The organism is Desulfonatronospira sp., assembly GCA_003563255.1.
Classification (GTDB): domain Bacteria; phylum Desulfobacterota; class Desulfovibrionia; order Desulfovibrionales; family Desulfonatronovibrionaceae; genus Desulfonatronospira.
In genome coordinates this window covers 1-18,183 of the sequence record PWSL01000388.1, presented here as the reverse complement: position 1 = coordinate 18,183, position 18,183 = coordinate 1, and the positions used below count along the sequence as shown (strand labels likewise).

The window sequence follows — 18,183 nt, the reverse complement described above, 5'->3', positions numbered from 1 at the left end:
TAATGCAATCTGCGGCTTCCGGCCGCTGATTGCTTATCCTGTCAATCCTGTTAATCCTGTCTAAGGCCTGCCACGCGCTTCGCGTGGTTATTGTTTGCTGAGATATTGCCTGAATCATTAAAAACCTTCTTTCCCGGATTTGATTTTTTTCAGGTACTTATCCCGGCAATCATAGCTGCAAAAGCAGTGCACCTCCCCACCCTTCTTGATTCGGACGTCACTGTTTTTGTCAACGTAAGTCCCGCATACAGGATCCTTGACCATGACCCCTGAAGCTGCCAGTTTTTCCTTTTCCTTTAGCTGTGCGTCTTTTTTCTTTTTTTGGTCGTTGGTCAAAAGCTTGTAAAGGATAAAAAGCACCACAGCTATAACGATAAATTTCATCATGACGGCTATCCTTGTCTGGGTTTCAGGTTTGAAATATCTTGTTGCCTTCCAGCCGGAACCCGATCTTTTCCAGCAATATCCCTATCCTTGAACCATCGGGAAGAACCAGGTCCGGACAAATCTCCTGCAGCGGCACCAGCACAAAGGCTCTGGATTTCAGCTCTGGGTGTGGAAGAATCAGGTTTCCTTCTGCAATCACGATATTTCCAAACAGCAGGATATCCAGGTCTATCACCCTGGGGCCGTGTCGCCTCTCCGGGGTGCGGCCCATTCGCCTTTCCAGGTCTTTAAGACTCAACAGAAGCCTGCCAGGCTGCCAGTGCTCGTTACAGCGCAACCACAGCACCTGGTTGGCGAACCATGGCTGACCTTTTACTCCCTGAGGTTCGGTGCGGTATACAGAGGATTTGCATACACTGTAAAGTCCTGGAAAATCACCTAGAAGCTTTGCGGCGATCCGGAGGTTTTCCATCGGCGATCCTTTATTGGATCCCAGGCTGACAAATATGTCCTGCATATGTGGTACTCCGGAGAAAATTCCAATATCATGGCAACCATTCAGGGGGTGCCGGAATCGGCCAGGGACAGCCAGGCCTGGTGAAAATAATTACTACCGAGGATCCCCTGCATGCTTACATATGATACATGTAAACCACGAACCAGGAACCAGGAACCAAAATCGTAGTTACTTAGAAACGCTGAACAGGTACAGTATTTTTTCCCTTGAAGGCTCAAGCCGGTACAGGTAAGGTATGGCACCTGTTTACGCATAAACAAACCGTAAGCATTCAGAGGGTCCTCATTGGTAATTCCTGGCACCAGGCCTGGGGACTGTCCCGCACTTATTTTTCTAACGCTCACATCTGTAAATTGTTTATCAGAAAAAAATAAGTGCGGGACTGTCCCCGGGCCGGTTGCGGCATTCCCGAATGCTTACAGCAAACCTTAGGCCTGGGGACTGTCCCCCGCTGAGTACTTACTGTGCATGTTCACAAAACTTCGCGTCTGTAATTATGTATTTGTTCAGAAAAGGTGTCGCGGGGACTGTCCCCGGGCCGGTTGCGGCATTCCCGAATGCTTACAGCAAACCTTATCATGTCAGGAGTACCACCCTTGTCCACCCTTGCCCGGGAGAACCCGCATACTCAGTCATTTCTCGATCATGCCCTGATCATAAAGGGTCTGGCTCATAAAACGGTTGCAGCTTATACTGAGGATCTCTCAACCTTTATTCAGTACCTGCAGCAAAAAAACAGGGATGTACTGGATATCAACGAACAGGGGCTGTTTGTTTACCTCATGTTTTTACGGCGCAAAGGCCTTCAGAGCCGCAGCCTTGCCAGGCACATGGCCAGTCTGAGAGGCTTTTACGCTTTTTTACACGAACAGGGTCTAGTCATGGATAATCCAGCGGGAATGCTGGAAAACCCTAAACTGCCTCAACTGCTGCCCAAGGTACTCTCCATTGAAGAGGTGGAAAGTATTCTAGCTCAACCTGCTGCAGGGGACAAGCTTGGAGTCAGAGACAAAACCATGCTGGAGATGCTTTATGCTGCCGGGCTCAGGGTTTCAGAGCTGATAAACCTCAAGGTGCTGGACTTTGATCCTCAGGCGGGCATAGTCAGGGTCTGGGGAAAGGGTTCCAGGGAACGTTTGGTCCCCCTGCATTACAGCTGCATGCAGTGGCTGGATTTATATATTCACCACTGGCGCAGTACCTTTTCCCCTCTGGTGGACAAAATATTTCTAAACCGCTCAGGTAAGGCCCTTTCCAGGCAGGGGGTATGGAAAATCATCAAAAAATACGCTGTAATGGCCGGAATCAAAAAGGATGTCTCCCCGCACACCCTGCGTCACTCCTTTGCCACGCACCTGCTGGAAGGAGGAGCAGACCTGCGCACGGTTCAGGTCCTTTTGGGACATTCCGACATAACAGCCACCGAGATCTATACTCACGTCCAGAGCGACAGGCTGAAGTCAGCCCAAGATTTTTTTCATCCCAGGTCGAAAAATACAGGAAAGCCGGTTCATGCAGAAAAAAGATAAGCTCAGGTCCCCTACTGTAATCACATGTCATGTAAATGCCGATTTTGACGCCCTGTCTTCCATGATAGCAGCCAGCAAGCTTTACCAGGATGCAGTTCTGATATTCCCAGGAAGTCAGGAAAAAAACCTTAAAAACTTTTTTATTCAAAGTGCGACCTACCTGTATAATTTCAAGGCCTTCAAGGATATTGACCCAGACTCCGTTCAAAGGCTGGTGGTGGTGGACACCAGACAAAAGTCCAGGCTCAGGCACGTGGAACAGCTTTTTGAAAAAGACGGCCTGAGCATTCACATCTATGATCACCATCCCGACTCGGAGGAGGACCTGAAAGGAGAATTTGAAAAGGTACAACCCTGGGGTTCCACCATTGCCGTCATCTCCAAAGAGCTCATCAACCAGGGTATCCAGCTGACCGAGGATGAAGCTACCATAATGGGCCTTGGTGTATACGAGGACACCGGCTGCTTCACCTTCAAATCCACGACAGGGCATGACTTTGCAGCCGCGTCCTGGCTTCTGTCCCAGGGCATGGATCTAAACGTGGTTTCAGACCTTATCAATCGAGATCTCAGTGCAGAACAGATCGCAATTTTAAATTCCATGCTGGAAGCCGCCACCACCCATAAAATCAAGGGAATTGACGTGGTGGTGACTGAGATTTCCATGGATCATTATGTGGGTGATTTCGCCCTTCTGGCCCACAAACTCCTGGACATGGAAAATATCCGGGTCCTTTTCGCCCTGGGCCGCATGCACGACCGGGTACACCTGGTGGCCAGAAGCAGGACCACCGATGTGGACGTGGGCAAGATCTGCTCTTCCATGGGAGGCGGAGGGCATTCCTTTGCAGCCTCTGCCAACCTGAAGCACAAGACTTTGACCCAGGTCAAAGATGAGTTGTTCGGACTGCTCTACTCCCAGATAAATCCCCAGATCCTGGTGGAGGACCTCATGTCCAGGCCGGCAGTGAGCATAGAGGCGAGTAAAACCATCAGCCTGGCCTCAGAGATTATGACCAGGTTCGGGCTCAAGGCCATTCCTGTCACCAACGAAGACGGCACGGGCTGCATCGGGATCCTGGAACACCAGTTGGCCGACAAGGCCATCAGTCACGGCCTGGGCAATGTTGCCCTCAGAGAGTACATGATCACGGATATCTTTACTGTAACCAACCATGAAGACATCTACCGGGTGATGGAGATAATCATAGGTCAGAGGCAGCGCCTGATCCCGGTTATGGCAAAAGGTGAAATAACCGGGGTGGTAACCCGAACCGACCTGATAAACAATCTCATCAATGAGCCGGCCCGCATCCCGGAATCCCTGCTTCCTGAAAAAAAACGCGAGCGTAATGTCAGGCGTATGCTCAAGGAAAGGCTGCCCGGGGAAATCTACTCACTGCTTAAAACCTCCGGGAGGCAGGCCCAGGAAATGGGTTACCAGGTATACTGTGTCGGAGGATTTGTCCGGGATATCCTGCTTGGAAGGACCAACCTGGACGTGGACCTGGTGGTGGAAGGTGATGGAATAAAATTTGCCAGGACCCTGGCGGATCAACTGGGGGCCAGGGTCAGGGAACACCAGAAGTTCAGAACAGCAGTGATTATCTGTGATGATGGTCAGAAAATCGATGTGGCCACAGCCAGGCTGGAGTACTACGAACATCCGGCCGCTCTGCCCATGGTGGAGCTGTCGTCCATAAAAATGGACCTGTACCGCAGGGATTTCAGCATAAACGCCCTGGCAGTACAACTGAATCCCGGATATCTGGGCAGGCTGGTGGACTTTTTCGGGGGGCAGAGGGATCTAAAGGACAAAGTCATCCGGGTTCTGCATTCCCTCAGCTTTGTTGAGGATCCCACCAGGATAGTCAGAGCCATCCGTTTTGAGCAGAGGTTCGGATTCAGGATCGGTGCCCAGACCGAAAAACTCATCAAAAACGCCATGGAGCTGAATATATTTCACCAGCTTTCCGGTAGCAGGATTCTCCACGAGTTAAAGCTGATCTTTGAAGAGAACAACCCCCTGCCCTGTATAACAAGGATGGATTACTACGGTCTTTTGAAAAATATCCATCCCATGTTGAAGCTTACTACAAATCTACAAAACATCCTGTCTGAGACGGAAAAGGTAATAAGCTGGTTCCAGCTTCTTTATCTGGATGAACAGGTGGACAAGTGTGTGCTTTATATGCTTGGACTCTTAAATCACATAAATGATGTCCAGGCCGGAATCATCATGCAGCGCTTTAACTTTTCGCAAAAGAGGTCCAGACTGATTTTTTCTCTGCGCTCCCAGGTAAACAGCACCATGAGTGAACTTTCCGCCTGGTACCAGGATGAAGGCAGACTCAGTTCGCTGTACTTTATTTTAACCCCCCTGCCCCTGGAGGGCCTGCTTTTCTTGATGGCCAAGGTATACAAGGAGGACCTGCGCAAACATGTTTCCTACTACATTACCCAGCTTCGCGGCCTACAGCCACAGCTCACGGGAAAGGATCTCAAACAGCTGGGTCTTAAGCCCGGCCCGCAATTCGGCCGGATCCTCAAGGATCTCAAGGCCGCCCAGATCGATGGTCTGGCCTGCGACAGACAGGCCCAGCTTGAATGGGTCAAAGACAATTTCTGTCCAGAGGAATAAAGCAAGTGAATTATCTGCTCTTAAACCACGCCGTGATCCAGCATGGCGTCGGCCACCCTGACAAAGCCAGCTATGTTTGCTCCTGCAGCCAGGTTGCCTTCCATGCCGTATTCTTCTGCAGCTTCTGCACACTGTCTGTAGATCGCTTTCATAATCTCTTTCAGCTTACTGTCCACTTCTTCCCTGCTCCACTTCAGGCGCATGGAATTCTGAGACATTTCCAGGGCTGAAACAGCCACACCACCCGCATTGGCCGCCTTGCTGGGGCCGAAAAGGCAGTTCGAGGACAGGGCCAGGTTAATGGCTTCTGGTTCAGTGGGCATATTGGCCCCCTCGCAAATAAGTCTGCATCCGTTTTTGGACAGACTCTGGGCATCGGACAGACTGATTTCATTTTGAGTCGCTGAAGGAAAAGCGCAGTCACATTCGATGGCCCAGGGTCTGAGCCCCTTATGGTACTCAGCGCCCTTGAATCTGTCGGCATACTCTTTGATTCTTCCCCCGCGTATTCTTTTGAGCTCCATTACAAACCTGAGTTTTTCCTCGTCAATGCCCTGTGGATCGTAAATGGAGCCGTCAGAGTCGGATAAAGCCACCACCCTGGCACCGAGCTCATTGAGCTTTTCCACTGTGTGCTGAGCGACGTTTCCTGAACCGCTTACCACGCAGGTCTTGCCCTGCATGCTCTCGCTTCTGGACCTGAGCATCTCCTGAGCAAAATATACCGCTCCGTATCCTGTGGCCTCCGGCCTTATATGAGATCCTCCCCAACTCGGACCCTTCCCGGTGAACACGCCGGTAAACTCATTTCTGAGCCTTTTATACTGACCGAACATGAAACCCACTTCTCTTGCTCCCGCGCCGATATCGCCGGCAGGAACATCTGTATCAATGCCGATATGCCTCTGCAGCTCGGTCATGAAGGACTGGCAGAAGCGCATGATTTCCGGTTCGGATTTGAATTTGGGATCAAAATCAGAACCCCCCTTGCCTCCCCCTATGGGCATGGTGGTCAGAGAATTTTTAAAGGTCTGCTCGAAGCCCAGAAACTTGATTATTCCCTGATTGACGCTGGGATGAAAGCGTATGCCCCCCTTATACGGTCCCAGGGTGCTGTTGAACTGAACTCTGAATCCCCGGTTTACATGTACCTGCCCCCGGTCATCCTGCCAGGGTACCCTAAAGATGATCACCCTTTCAGGCTCGACTATTCTGCCCAGTATATTGGCCTCTACATACTCGGGCCTGGTGTTTATAACCGGTTCCAGTGATTCCAGAACTTCCTTGACAGCCTGATGAAATTCCACCTCACCAGGGTTGCGCTGGATCACCTGTTCAAACACACCATGAATATGCTCCTTTGCTGTCATTGATCTTCCTCGTTGATCTTTTTCTGTGGACTGTTACTGTTTATTCTGCTACTTACCTTAACTCCCTGAAGCGATGGATAACACTACCAGCGAAACTTCTAAAAGTTTACCGCCTGTCACAATTGGGGACAGTCCACGGAGGTCAATAAGTAAGTTTCGCTGTAGTGATAAAAACACCGGCTTTTTAGCTGGAAACGACAAAACAATCAACTTTTTTCAAGAGCATTACCCCGCACTTATTTTTTTCTGATGAACAATTTACAGATGTGAGCGTTAGAAAAATAAGTGCGGGACAGTCCCCAGGCCTGGTGCCAGTAATCAACACCGAGGACCCCCTGAATGGTTACAGCCATTTTACGGTTTTGAGTTCGGCAAAAGTGCCTGTCCCCGGTGGCTGAGGCAATAATTAACACAAAGTCTCGCTGTAGTGATAGTAAAATAACAAACTGGTAATACTCCCCTATTTTGGATGCAGCTTATGATCGATTATAATTTCAGCACCGGGGTCCCTGGCCTGGATGACGCCCTCAACGGCCTGCGCACCGGCGATAATGTGGTCTGGCAGATCGATTCTATTGAGGATTATCTTCCCTTTGTCCTGCCTTACAGTGACTATTGCCATTTTAATGGTATTCCTCTTATCTACATACGTTTTGCCAGACACAGACCTCTTTTGAAAGATGAAAAGACCACCGCAACTTACCGTTTAAATCCGCTGCACAGTTTTGAGAACTTCATTTTTGAAATCCATTCCATTATTCATAAACATGGAAAAGGATGCTGCTATCTTTTCGACTGCCTGAGCGAACTTTCTTCTGACTGGAGCTCAGACCGCATGCTGGGCAATTTCTTTATGCTTATATGTCCATATCTTGGAAGCATGCAGACAATAGCGTACTTCGCTCTTCTACGAAACAAACACTCTGCCCACGCTACAAGTCCTATTCTCAATGTGACTCAGTTGTTGATTGATGTATATCAACACAATAATGAACTATATATTCACCCTTTAAAAGTAGACGGCAGATACTCATCCACCATGAATGCACTGCATCAATGGCAGGGAAGAAAGTTCGTTGCTGTAAATACAAGTGAAAAAATCAGTAAAGTTCTTTCTCACAAAACATGGTCCCGTATGGATTCCGGAATACACAAACATGGCTACTGGAACAGTACATTTATTGAAGGTGAAGAGGTTCAAAAAGCCTTTGAAAACGGTCTTTGCAGTGAGCATGAACAGAGTTCCTGGATGAAGAAACTTTTGAAAATGATTTTTTCCAGGGACCAGCGCATACTTGACCTGGCTTATAAATACCTTTCTCTTAATGAAGTCCTGTTCATGAAACGCAGAATGATCGGCAGCGGGCTCATGGGCGGTAAAAGCTGCGGCTTTTTGCTGGCCAGGGCCATTATGTGCAGAACAGATCCAGAAAAATGGGAATACAGGCTTGAAGCTCACGATTCATTTTATATAGGCTCTGATGTTTTTTACACTTTTCTGGTCCAGAATGGTGTATGGTGGATAAGGCAACAGCAGAGAGATCCAGAGCTTTTTCTCAAGGATATTGAAAGGGCCAGATCTCAGATTCTCAATGGATCGTTCCCGCACGATATTATCAAACAATTTGTAGACCTGCTGGACTATTTCGGTCAGTGGCCTTTCATCGTCCGGTCCAGTTCACTCATGGAAGACAACTTCGGAAATGTATTTGCTGGAAAATACAAAAGCATATTCTGCCCCAACCAGGGCAGCAGAGGTCAGCGACTGGCGACTTTTATCGAAGCTGTCAAAGAAATATACGCCAGCTCCATCAGCGACAAGGCCTTGATTTACCGCAAGCAGAGGGGGCTTTTGGACAAAGATGAACAGATGGCTCTACTGGTACAGAGGGTCAGCGGGATCAACCACGGCAGATTCTTTTTTCCCCAGGCTGCTGGAGTTGGATTTTCTTTTAACCCGTACGCCTGGAACAGACGGGTGGATCCTGAATCAGGCATGCTCAGGCTGGTTTTCGGGCTGGGCACCAGAGCCGTAAATCGCTCGGATGACGACTATACCAGGGTGATTGCCCTGAACGAACCTATGATGCAGCCTCTGGCCGACCTGGAAGGACATCTCTACACCCAGCGGCAGGTTGATGTCCTGGACCTGGAAAATAACTCCCTGACTTCCATGGATTTCAAAACACTGGCCCGGACATGTTCCGGGCTTCCCATGGGTCATTTCGCCGAAAAGGACAGGTCTTTAGAGCGTAAAGCCAGGCAAATGAACCTCAACAATTTCTTTCCCTGGATTCTGAACTTTAAATCCCTGTTGTCTGAAACAGATTTCTGCAAAGATATGCAGGCAATGCTGAAAATTCTGGAAAAGGCTTATGACACTACAGTGGATATCGAGTTCACCGTCAACTTTTTCAGTGAGCAGGCAGGTGATGAGACCGATTCTGAACAGGACTACAAAATCAATATCGTCCAGTGCAGACCTCTGGAAATGAAGTATGCTGGAGGTCAGGAAAAAGATTCAGCTCTGATTTCTTCTGAAAACCTGATTGTTAAAAGCGCCGGTCCCATTATCGGCCAGAGCCGTCAAGATAAAATCGACCGCATCATCTATGTCAGCCCCGAAAAATACGGTTACCTGTCAGAAAGGGAGCGCCATGCTGTGGCCAGGCTTATCGGACTCATTACTCACGAAAGAACCTGCGTCTCCTGCTTTAATCAAATGCTCCTGGGGCCTGGAAGGTGGGGTACAAGTATTGCATCACTGGGCGTTCCTGTAAGTTTTGCAGAAATAAGCCCGGTATCGGTGCTGGTGGAAATAGTGGCCATGCGCCAGGACTTTGTTCCGGACGTATCCCTTGGAACCCATTTTTTCAGTGACCTCATCGAGTTTGATATTCTGTACATGGCTCTTTACCCGGATAAAAATGACAACCTGCTCAACCGCTCTTTTCTTGAAAATTCAGGCAACAGGCTGACCCAGATCCTGCCTGATCAGGCAAAATGGACCGATACAGTCTTTGTCATTGATCAGCCAATGTTGCCTGATCAGGCTTCAATCCAGCTTTTCGCCAGTGTCCGGGAACAGTACGCTGCTGTGTATTTTCAGAAAGAGAACCAGATCTGAGTCATACAGGCAGCAGCTACATTTTGAGTATTTCCCTGGCCCGCTCGTCCATTGCGTCAGTGATGAATTTTATACCGGTCTCTTTTTCGGTTTCCCTGTTTCCAGAAGCCAGATCATCCCTGGACAGGCTCGGCACAGAAAACTTTCTGGCACCAGCCATGAACTGCTGCAGGCCGGCCTTGAGCTTGTCGGCCATGGTCCAGAAAGCGACAGCTCCGTATGGAACACTGGTCATTTCGTCTCTGCCCACTTTTTCCTGGACATCATAATAACCTGAAAAAATCTCTTCCGGGGAAGAACCAAAATCTGAAACCGTCCTGGGAAGCTTATCCCAGTTTCCGCCCAGCATCTTGCTTTTCTCCGGTTCCAGGACTCCCTGGATATTGCTGCCGAGAAAACCTGGAATCATCAGGGCTCTTCCCATGCAGACCACCTTGCTGTAAGGAGCACCAATGGCCAGGGCCTTAAAGATGTGGTCCTCCTGAGCAAATCCTCCGGCAAACGACATGTCCGGGACCTTCTCTCCCTTCTCATCCAGGATCCGGGCATATTCGTATGCCTTGGAGTGCAAAAGGATTGATGGAACCCCCCAGGACTGCATCATGTGCCAGGGACTCATTCCTGTACCTCCTCCGGCGCCGTCAATGGTCAGCAGATCTATATCGTTTTCTCCGGCGAGCTTGATGGCCATGGCCAGACTTTCCATACCATAGGCACCGGTCTTGAGGGTGACTCCCTTGATGCCCATTCCGCGCAGATAGTCTACAGTGGATTTGAAATTGTTGCGCACGTCCTCGTAACGGGAATAATCGGTGAAGCCCAGACGGCTGTGTCTGGCAAAAGCCTTGATAGAACCTTTTTTAAAGGCTTCATGCACGGCTTGTAGTTCAGGATCAGGGTCTACTACATAACCTCTTTTTTTTAGAAAAAGGGCGTGTTCCAGATCGAAAACCTCGATTTCACCACCGATATCCTTGGCCCCCTGGCCCCACTTAATTTCGATGAAAACCTTGTCACCGCCGTATTTTTCAGCAACATATTCAGCCACTCTGTTCCGGGTGTCTTCCACATTCATCTGAACCAGAACAGCACCGTGACCGTCAAAGTAGCGCATGTAGGTGGCAATGCGGCGGTCGAGTTCCGGAGCAGCGACAATACGCCCGTTTACCATCCTGGATTGCTGGTCTACTCCCACCACATTCTCGCCGATAACAATGGGAACTCCCACCAGGGAACACCCCACTGCAAAGGCATCCCAGTAAGTTTCAGCAATTTTGGTCGACCCCAGAGCTCCGGTCATGATGGGTATTCTGGCCCTGACCTCTTTATGCCTGCCGAAAACCGTCTTTACGTCCACATCCTGAAAGGTGCAGTTGTCCGGGTCATTACTTGCTCCTTCAGGCAGACCATGAGAGCCGAAATTATAGCCCTGGATGCGCAGGGAGTTGTAAGATACGCCCACGTGAGTAATATTGTCCGCACCGGCGGTTACTTTTCCGTAATCACGGGGATACAGTACTGCCCGGCCTTTGAGGCTGGCAAGCCAGGTTTCACATTTGCCTGCGCAGTCCGCCCTGCAAAGGGTGCATAGCCCGGATTCCGCCGGACTGCCACGGTTGACGGTCCCCAATACATCATTTGACTTGGAAGTCTTCACTAAATAACCCTCCTTAATATATACTTGATTCGAATAGTTCAAATATCAGGCCCATAAGCTTGAATCTGAAGGCAGGAAATAATTTTTCCGCAACTTTGAAGCACGCATTCGGCCCGTTAACCAGAATCTCTACCAAAGCAGTATAAATTACTCAATGGTAAAAGTGAAACTTTTTATTACAATTTTGTAAATGTTTTTTGATGTCAACTTGCTATGTGCAATAATTCCTGCCACGCGAGGCGCATGGCATGAGGTATGACTGGCAGTAGTTCAAAAATCACTGATATGTTTGACACTACAACTCTTTGTAATGATTTGATTTTTTCAAATCAGCACAGTATCTGTTCAGTGCTTTGCATGCCTTGTGGCTTCCTGCCCTGCCCTGCCTAAGGCTCATAAGACCAGTGCCTACAGGTCGACTTCCTGCTCAGCTTCCAGCCCTTAGGTCTTCCAGGCCGGAGGGGAGAGCATACAGCCCGGAGAGGTCCCGGAAGATCCGGTCCCAGTGCCACATGCAAAACTCTGAACAGATACACAATCTGGGAGCTTGCATTTTTTGCCATATTGGGTAAGGTTATTTTTTTACAGGCACGGAGCTGTAACCACAGCTCAAAAAAACAAGGCAACGCAAACTAAAAATACGACACAGAATGGTTTTAACTCTACTCAAGCTTTCCCGTGACGCTATACACCCTGTTTTTGACGCGGATGAAATGAGGTTCTGCTGGAAGGTGAACATGCAGGAGTACCTGGATGAAAAAGGATTCCAGGACCCTTGCATGTCCAGATCTTCCTCCATTATGGCCGGTTATTTCGGCAGGATTGTATGGGTGGCTACCAGAGACGCCACTTTCGGACCGGTTTTCAGTGATATATTCTGTCGCAGGAGGCCCCACAGGTACCCCTGTCGGGGACGACTGGAGATTATTTACGTGGATTACCTCAGTAATGGCCAGATCTACTGGCGATGCCCCAGTTGCAGCGACAAGGGCATAATCACCGGCTGGGAAGGATCATGCTGGGACATGATGGCCAGACAGCCCCGACTGGAGATGCACGGCGCAGATCAGGAACCCTGATACCCTGCATGGGTGGCCGGTAACCATTCAAGGGGGGCAGATACCGGCCATTAGTCATTACCGAGGACCCCCTGAATGGTTACGGTGGCCGTTTTTTATGCTGGTTTTTTACATCCCCGTCAGCAGTTCAGCCCTACTCCACCTGATATACGTCCCGTATTTTTTTCAAAAGCCCTGCAAAATTGTTTTTATGGATGGCTGACCTGGCCTGTTGCATCAGTCTGATAAAGAAGCGCAGATTATGAATGGTATTCAGTCGATAGGCCAGGATCTCCCTGGCCATGTACAGGTGGCGCAGGTAAGCCCTGGAAAAGTTTTTGCAGGCATAGCAGTCACACTCCGGATCCAGAGAAGACTCATCCCGGATGTATCCGGCCTGCTTGATGTTGATTTTTCCCATGGATGCAAAAAGGGTCCCGTTGCGGGCGTTTCTGGTGGGCAGGACACAGTCGAACATGTCTATACCGGCGTTTATCCCTTCCAGGATATCCAAAGGCGTGCCTACCCCCATTAGATACCTGGGCTTGTCTTTTGGAAGAAGCGGGGCAGCGAAATAAACTGTTTCCAGCATCTCCTTTTTTGTTTCCCCTACACTCAGACCGCCCAGGGCAAAGCCGTCCATGGGGATTTCCGTAAGCCTGGCGGCGCTTTCGCGACGCAATTCCCTGAAAAAACCTCCCTGGACAATTCCGAACATGATCTGACTTCCAGTTGCCATGGGATAATACGCCCTGCTTCTTTCTGCCCACATGGTGGTCCTGTACATGGAGTTTCTGGTGTATTCCAGGTCCGCTCCGTAAGGAACACACTCGTCCAGGACCATCATGATGTCTGAACCGATATTTTGCTGGATGCGAATAACCTTTTCAGGAGTAAAAAAATGCTTGGAGCCGTCCAGGTGCGATTTAAACTCTACTCCCTCAGGGGTTATTTTTCTTAGACCGGCCAGGCTGAAAACCTGAAATCCTCCGGAATCGGTCAGAATGGGGCGGTGCCAGTTCATGAACCGGTGCAGTCCCCCCACTTCCGCCAGGAGTTCGTCCCCGGGACGCAGGTACAGGTGGTACGTATTTCCAAGGATGATGCCGGCTCCGATATTCTGCAGATCCACGGGGCACAGGCTCTTGACACTGCCCTGGGTGCCCACAGGCATAAACGCCGGGGTCTTGACCGGACCATGCCTCGTGTTCAGTATGCCGGATCTGGCTGAACCGTCTGTATGTTCCAGGGTGAATCTGCCGATATCGTTCATGCATAAGGCTCCGTCTAAATCAGTTGAGGACAGATATCCGACAGGGGACATTCTATGCACAGGGGTTTTCGGGCCCGGCATACCTCGCGGCCCAGAAATACCAGCATATGATTCAGGTCTCCCCAGTCCTGCCTGGAAAAAAAGAGCATGAGCTCCTTCTCGATTATCTGAGGATTTTTTGAACCGGTCAATCCCAGGCGGCGGCTAACCCTTTTTACGTGGGTGTCCACCGCCACCCCGGCATTGATGCCGTATGCCCCGTAAAGGACAATATTTGCGGTTTTACGGGCAACCCCCGGCAGACTCAAAAGCTCATCCATTTCCGCCGGTACCCGGCCCTGAAACTTGTCAGTAATGATGCCGGCAGACTGTATGATACTTCTTGACTTGGTCCGAAAAAAACCAGCAGGCCTGATTATCTCCTGCAATTCTTCCAGGTCGGCCCTGGAAACGGACTCCGCATCCGGCCACCTGGAGAAAAGTGTCGGGGTGATTTTGTTGACCTGCAGGTCGGTGCACTGGGCGGATAAGATTGTAGCTACCAGAAGCTCCCAGGGATTTTTCCAGTTAAGGGCGGTTTTCGGGACCGGATAACGTTTTCTGAGCCTTTTAATGATCTCCAGGGGCAGTTCAGGCGAAAAATCGTGCATCTGAGCCGGTCCAGAATTTCAGGTCGCCCTGTCCACTATGTACTGGGCCAGCTTGTTCAGAAAATCCTTTCCTGAACCATGGTAATCCCCCAGGCTGGCCTTTGCTGCATTGGAGGCTTCCTGAGCCAGTTTTCGGCTTTTTTCAAGCCCCAGAAACCTTGGGTAAGTGGATTTGTTGACAGACTGGTCGCTGCCTACGGGTTTGCCCAGGGACTTTTCATCTCCGATAACATCCAGGATATCATCTACAATCTGAAAAGCCAGTCCGATATTGCCGCCGAATTCCCAGGCATTTAAAGTATCCTTTCCCTCTTCAGGGTCTGAGCCGGCAAGTATGGCCCCACTGCAGCATGAGGCCCTCAGCAGGGCCCCGGTCTTCATGGCGTGCATGCCTTGAAGGTCTTCCAGGATCATGCTGTCCCTGCCTGTGGCATCCATATCAAGGCATTGTCCCCCTACCATGCCTTCCGGACCTGATGCATCGGCCACTGTACGGCAGGCATTCAGGACATTTTGCGCCGGCAGACCGGTGTTAAACATCATGGTAAAGGCATGGGTCAATAAAGCGTCTCCTGCCAGTATAGCCATGGCTTCACCAAATTTCTTGTGGCTGGTGGGCTTGCCCCGCCTCAGGTCGTCGTTGTCCATGGCCGGCAGATCGTCATGCACCAGTGAGTAGGTATGAATCATTTCCAGGCCGGCGGCAAAAGGCATAATATTTTTTGAGGATACCCCCAGCATCTCACCCCATACAAGGCAGAGGATAGGCCTGATTCTTTTGCCACCCGCCATGAGGCTGTAGTTCATGGCCTCTTTCAGCTCCGGGGGGGTTTTATCCAGGTTCAGGCAGGACTTGAGGTAATCATCAACCTGCCCTGCCCGTAAAGCAAGTTCAGATTTGAAAGTATCACTCATCGTTTCTCTTTGAATCCTCCGGGTTTTCAGTTAACATATTGATTTCATGCCGGGCCTTTTCCAGCTGTTCCCGGCAGGATCGGGTGATTTCCATGCCCTCCTTGAACAACTGTACTCCCTTTTCCAGGGGCAACTCCTTTTTTTCCAGTTCCTGCACAATTTTTTGCAGCCTCTGCATTTTTTTATCAAAATCTCCTTGTTTTGCTGGCATATATTTATCCTGGATACATTTTTTTGGCGCTTAGCACATATTTCAAACCAACATGTTGGTAACTTTCTTGACATCCTGCCCCTCTAGATAGGATCACGGGCACGGCGTAAACTCCCCTCCCATGGAAGAAAGTATGGGGGTATGGGGGTATCCATGTGTGGGTGTAAACAGGACAAAAATGATTTTCTCTTCATAAATCTCTTAATCCTGCCTGCCCGGTTAAACAAATCCGAAGGATTTCCTGCGAAGCAGGGTTTAACTGGGCCTGCCCCATTAAACCGGGGTCCTTTTTGGGATGTTTAACTGGGGTTAATCCTGTCAAAAAAGCTCTTTTCTTTATTGGGTTGCTGGCACAGCCCGCCTTAGTAATAGTATTCATGGCTTATAGCCGGTTTGACAAACCGCTCCGGTATTATTAATCTGGTAGCAGTTTAGCCGTTTGCATGTGGCATGGGGACTGGCTCTCCCCGCACTTATTTTTTCCAATAATACCAAGATCATTTATAATATAAAATAGTGCGGGGGTGCCTGTCCCCAATTGAGGTGCAATATTATATTTTATAAGTTTCGCTGTAGGGCCACCGGGGACAGGCACTTTTGCCGACCTCAAAACCGTAAAACGGCCGGACTATCCGGCGGCAAAAGAGCCAGTCCCCTTCCAGCTTAAATAAAATGTCGCTGTAGTGCTAATACTACAGGATATTTCCCAGGGGACAGTCCCAGTGCCAGGCGCTGAACCCCCGCGCTTAACGTAAACATTCAGGGGGTACTCAGTTGTAGTTCCTGGCACCCCCCTGAATGGTTACCGCTAAACAGATACAAACGGATTTATTCGGTCATATTTTTATCAAAATCAGAGTAACCATTCAGGGGGTCCTCGGTATTGATTGCTGGCCGGTTCCGGCACCCCCTGAATGGTTACAAATCAGATGTCTACTCAAGTATCGACCTGGTCCCCCTGCTCTAAAGTACAGGTCTTGATGTAGTTTTACAGGCATTCTCAAAATGGAAGACAGTAAAAAAAAACTCACTATTTATGAAAAAATTGTCAAGTTTTTTCTCAATGAGGGAAAAGGCTGTATAATTGCCATAACTCAGGACAGCCTGCTCATAAAGGCAATAAAGGCAATGTACAAGGCAATGGGCAAAGATCCCGGCTCTTTTTACCACAAACAGAGTCTTGAAAAAGCCGCCTCTGATACAAAGTCCCTCCTTGCCCGCTTCAACCAGGTGGTTTTTCTGGTTGAAGCTTCCATCGACGGCGTCAGCAACATATTGCATATCAAAAACCTTAAAAACACACTGGGATACAAGTGCAAAATTGTTGTCATGACATCTGAAACCGAGCGCAGCAATATTATCCAGATGTATGAAATGGGAGCTGACAATGTCATTGTCAAACCTGTATCGGTGAATTCCCTGCTTCAAAAAATCGCCCTGACTATAAATCCCAACAATGAACTGATAAAAAAAGTAGATGAAGCCAAGTCCATGCTTGTGGATAACCACCTGGACCAGGCAGAAAAAGTGGCGCAGGAAATCTTGACGCAAAAGCCGGACAGCGCCATAGCTTACATCCTGAAAGGAGATATTGCAAAAAAAAGAAATCAATTTGATTTAGCTGAAAAATTTTATTTAAAGGCTGCCGGCACAAGCAAGATGTACCTGGAACCACTGAAAAAGCTTGCTGAATTGTATTCAGACATTAATAATCTGGAAAAGAAGCTGGAATACCTTAAAAAGATGGACAAGCTCTCGCCCCTGAATCATGAGCGAAAGATTGAACTGGGTGACACATATTTGCGCATGGACAACGAGGACCAGGCCAAAGTGCATTTCAACCAGGCCGTAAAGCAGGTTCAAAAGCAGGCCAGGGATATAATCAGTGCTACCTACATGCAGATTGCAAAAAAAATCCGGGAGGAACGTCCTGACCTGAGCTCGCAGTATGTGGCCAAGGCCTTAGAGCATAAGGGGGCATCACTTTCCAGAGATGATATCTGGATGTTCAACGAAATCGGCATTAGTCTGAGGCAGCAGGGAAAATGGCAGGAGTCCATCGGGTACTACAAACAGGCTCTTAAGATTGCGCCCATGGATGGGGGCCTGTATTATAACGTGGGCATGGCATATGCCCAGGGCAAAGAGTACTACAGGGCACTGGAAAATTTTCAGAAGGCCATGGAGGTCACCCCGGAATTACTTTCTCAATACTCCAGTATACCTTTTAACATTGCCAAAGTCTATCTGGCCCTTCAAAAACCGGACGATGCTCTCAAGTATCTTAAAAAAGCCCTGGAAGTGAATCCTGAATACCAGAGTGCTAAAAAGCTTATGGCGAAAATAACCAGTTGAGTATCTGTGAAGTTAAGCTCTTTGCATGTGCCACTGGGGTGCCTCTGCCCGGCTTTACTTACAATGATGCACAGGACGCGTTGAGCACGGGGACTGGCTCTCCCGGCACTTATTTTTCTAATCTGTTGCCTGTTCAATAAAAAAATAAGTGCCGGGTTGCCTGTCCCCATAAACATGCAAGCAGAGATTTTTTTCTTTTCTTTTCTTTTCTTTTTCTTTTCTTTTTCTTTTCTTTTCTTGTTCCCAGGCTCCAGCCTGGGAACAAGAAGTAACCAGGAACGAAGAACCAGGAACCGTTTTTAACGACCAACATGTTGTTCCGAAATTTGTGCTAAACGCCTTTTTCCGCGACCTTGCACGGAAAAAGAGGCCCCTCCGGGGCATCATTCCTTTATTGTTCCCACGCTCTGCGTGGGAACATCTACCGGACGCTCCGCGTCCACCAATGACCGCAGAGCGGTCCAGATACGCTCCCACGCAGAGCGTGGGAGCG

The 18,183-nt window shown here is 49.1% G+C and carries 14 protein-coding genes; 5 read left to right on the top strand and 9 right to left on the bottom strand.

Annotated features, from left to right (window positions below):
• Nucleotides 1–117 precede the first annotated feature (117 nt).
• Together QZP87_RS11375 and folK are read right to left on the bottom strand one after the other, a co-directional pair.
• The gene (locus tag QZP87_RS11375; protein ID WP_291323042.1) at nucleotides 118–387 is read right to left on the bottom strand and encodes a transcriptional regulator; all 270 of its coding nucleotides are present in this window, start codon (nucleotides 385–387) and stop codon (nucleotides 118–120) included.
• Between the two features lie 22 nt (nucleotides 388–409).
• Nucleotides 410–904 (bottom strand): 2-amino-4-hydroxy-6-hydroxymethyldihydropteridine diphosphokinase, encoded by a 495-nt coding sequence (gene folK, locus QZP87_RS11370; protein WP_291323041.1) that lies wholly within the window; start codon nucleotides 902–904, stop codon nucleotides 410–412.
• 578 nt (nucleotides 905–1,482) lie between these two features.
• Here folK and xerD point away from each other — a divergent pair.
• Together xerD and QZP87_RS11360 are read left to right on the top strand one after the other, a co-directional pair.
• A complete protein-coding gene (gene xerD / locus QZP87_RS11365) occupies nucleotides 1,483–2,433 on the top strand; it encodes a site-specific tyrosine recombinase XerD (RefSeq protein WP_291323040.1) in 951 nt (316 codons plus the stop codon).
• Nucleotides 2,417–5,074 carry a CBS domain-containing protein gene (locus QZP87_RS11360; protein ID WP_291323039.1) on the top strand — a complete coding sequence of 886 codons (2,658 nt, stop codon included), beginning with the start codon at nucleotides 2,417–2,419 and terminating at the stop codon, nucleotides 5,072–5,074. Before xerD ends, QZP87_RS11360 begins: the two co-directional genes overlap by 17 nt.
• A 20-nt stretch (nucleotides 5,075–5,094) precedes the next feature.
• Here QZP87_RS11360 and gdhA read toward each other — a convergent pair whose 3' ends face one another.
• On the bottom strand, nucleotides 5,095–6,444 hold the full coding sequence (gene gdhA, locus QZP87_RS11355; RefSeq protein WP_291323038.1) for an NADP-specific glutamate dehydrogenase: 1,350 nt from the start codon (nucleotides 6,442–6,444) through the stop codon (nucleotides 5,095–5,097).
• Between the two features lie 478 nt (nucleotides 6,445–6,922).
• On the opposite strand from gdhA, the gene QZP87_RS11350 reads away from it, so the two are divergent.
• On the top strand, nucleotides 6,923–9,571 hold the full coding sequence (locus QZP87_RS11350) for a PEP/pyruvate-binding domain-containing protein (protein WP_291323037.1): 2,649 nt from the start codon (nucleotides 6,923–6,925) through the stop codon (nucleotides 9,569–9,571).
• Nucleotides 9,572–9,587: 16 nt separating this feature from the next.
• Here QZP87_RS11350 and QZP87_RS11345 read toward each other — a convergent pair whose 3' ends face one another.
• Nucleotides 9,588–11,228 carry a glutamate synthase-related protein gene (locus QZP87_RS11345; RefSeq protein WP_291323036.1) on the bottom strand — a complete coding sequence of 547 codons (1,641 nt, stop codon included), beginning with the start codon at nucleotides 11,226–11,228 and terminating at the stop codon, nucleotides 9,588–9,590.
• Nucleotides 11,229–11,878: 650 nt separating this feature from the next.
• Between QZP87_RS11345 and QZP87_RS11340 the strand changes: the two genes are divergently transcribed.
• A complete protein-coding gene (locus tag QZP87_RS11340) occupies nucleotides 11,879–12,307 on the top strand; it encodes a hypothetical protein (protein ID WP_291323035.1) in 429 nt (142 codons plus the stop codon).
• Nucleotides 12,308–12,440: 133 nt separating this feature from the next.
• On the opposite strand, the gene tgt is transcribed toward QZP87_RS11340, so the two are convergent.
• Genes tgt through xseB form a run of 4 tightly spaced genes read right to left on the bottom strand, consistent with a single transcriptional unit; the run spans nucleotide 12,441 to nucleotide 15,335 of the window.
• Nucleotides 12,441–13,559, bottom strand: a complete 1,119-nt coding sequence (tgt, locus tag QZP87_RS11335; RefSeq protein ID WP_291323034.1) for a tRNA guanosine(34) transglycosylase Tgt — start codon at nucleotides 13,557–13,559, stop codon at nucleotides 12,441–12,443.
• A gap of 14 nt (nucleotides 13,560–13,573) precedes the next feature.
• Nucleotides 13,574–14,209: an endonuclease III gene (gene nth / locus QZP87_RS11330; RefSeq protein WP_291323033.1), complete on the bottom strand. Its 636-nt coding sequence runs from the start codon at nucleotides 14,207–14,209 to the stop codon at nucleotides 13,574–13,576.
• A gap of 18 nt (nucleotides 14,210–14,227) precedes the next feature.
• Nucleotides 14,228–15,124, bottom strand: coding sequence for a polyprenyl synthetase family protein (locus tag QZP87_RS11325; protein WP_291323032.1), 897 nt, complete (start codon nucleotides 15,122–15,124; stop codon nucleotides 14,228–14,230).
• Nucleotides 15,117–15,335, bottom strand: a complete 219-nt coding sequence (xseB, locus tag QZP87_RS11320) for an exodeoxyribonuclease VII small subunit (protein ID WP_291323031.1) — start codon at nucleotides 15,333–15,335, stop codon at nucleotides 15,117–15,119. Before xseB ends, QZP87_RS11325 begins: the two co-directional genes overlap by 8 nt.
• 1,005 nt (nucleotides 15,336–16,340) lie before the next feature.
• Here xseB and QZP87_RS11315 point away from each other — a divergent pair.
• Entirely contained in the window at nucleotides 16,341–17,690 is a 1,350-nt protein-coding gene (locus QZP87_RS11315) for a tetratricopeptide repeat protein (RefSeq protein ID WP_291323030.1), read from the top strand.
• A gap of 117 nt (nucleotides 17,691–17,807) precedes the next feature.
• Here QZP87_RS11315 and QZP87_RS11310 read toward each other — a convergent pair.
• Nucleotides 17,808–18,183: hypothetical protein (locus QZP87_RS11310; RefSeq protein ID WP_291323029.1), on the bottom strand; the 376-nt coding region annotated here is incomplete at its 5' end.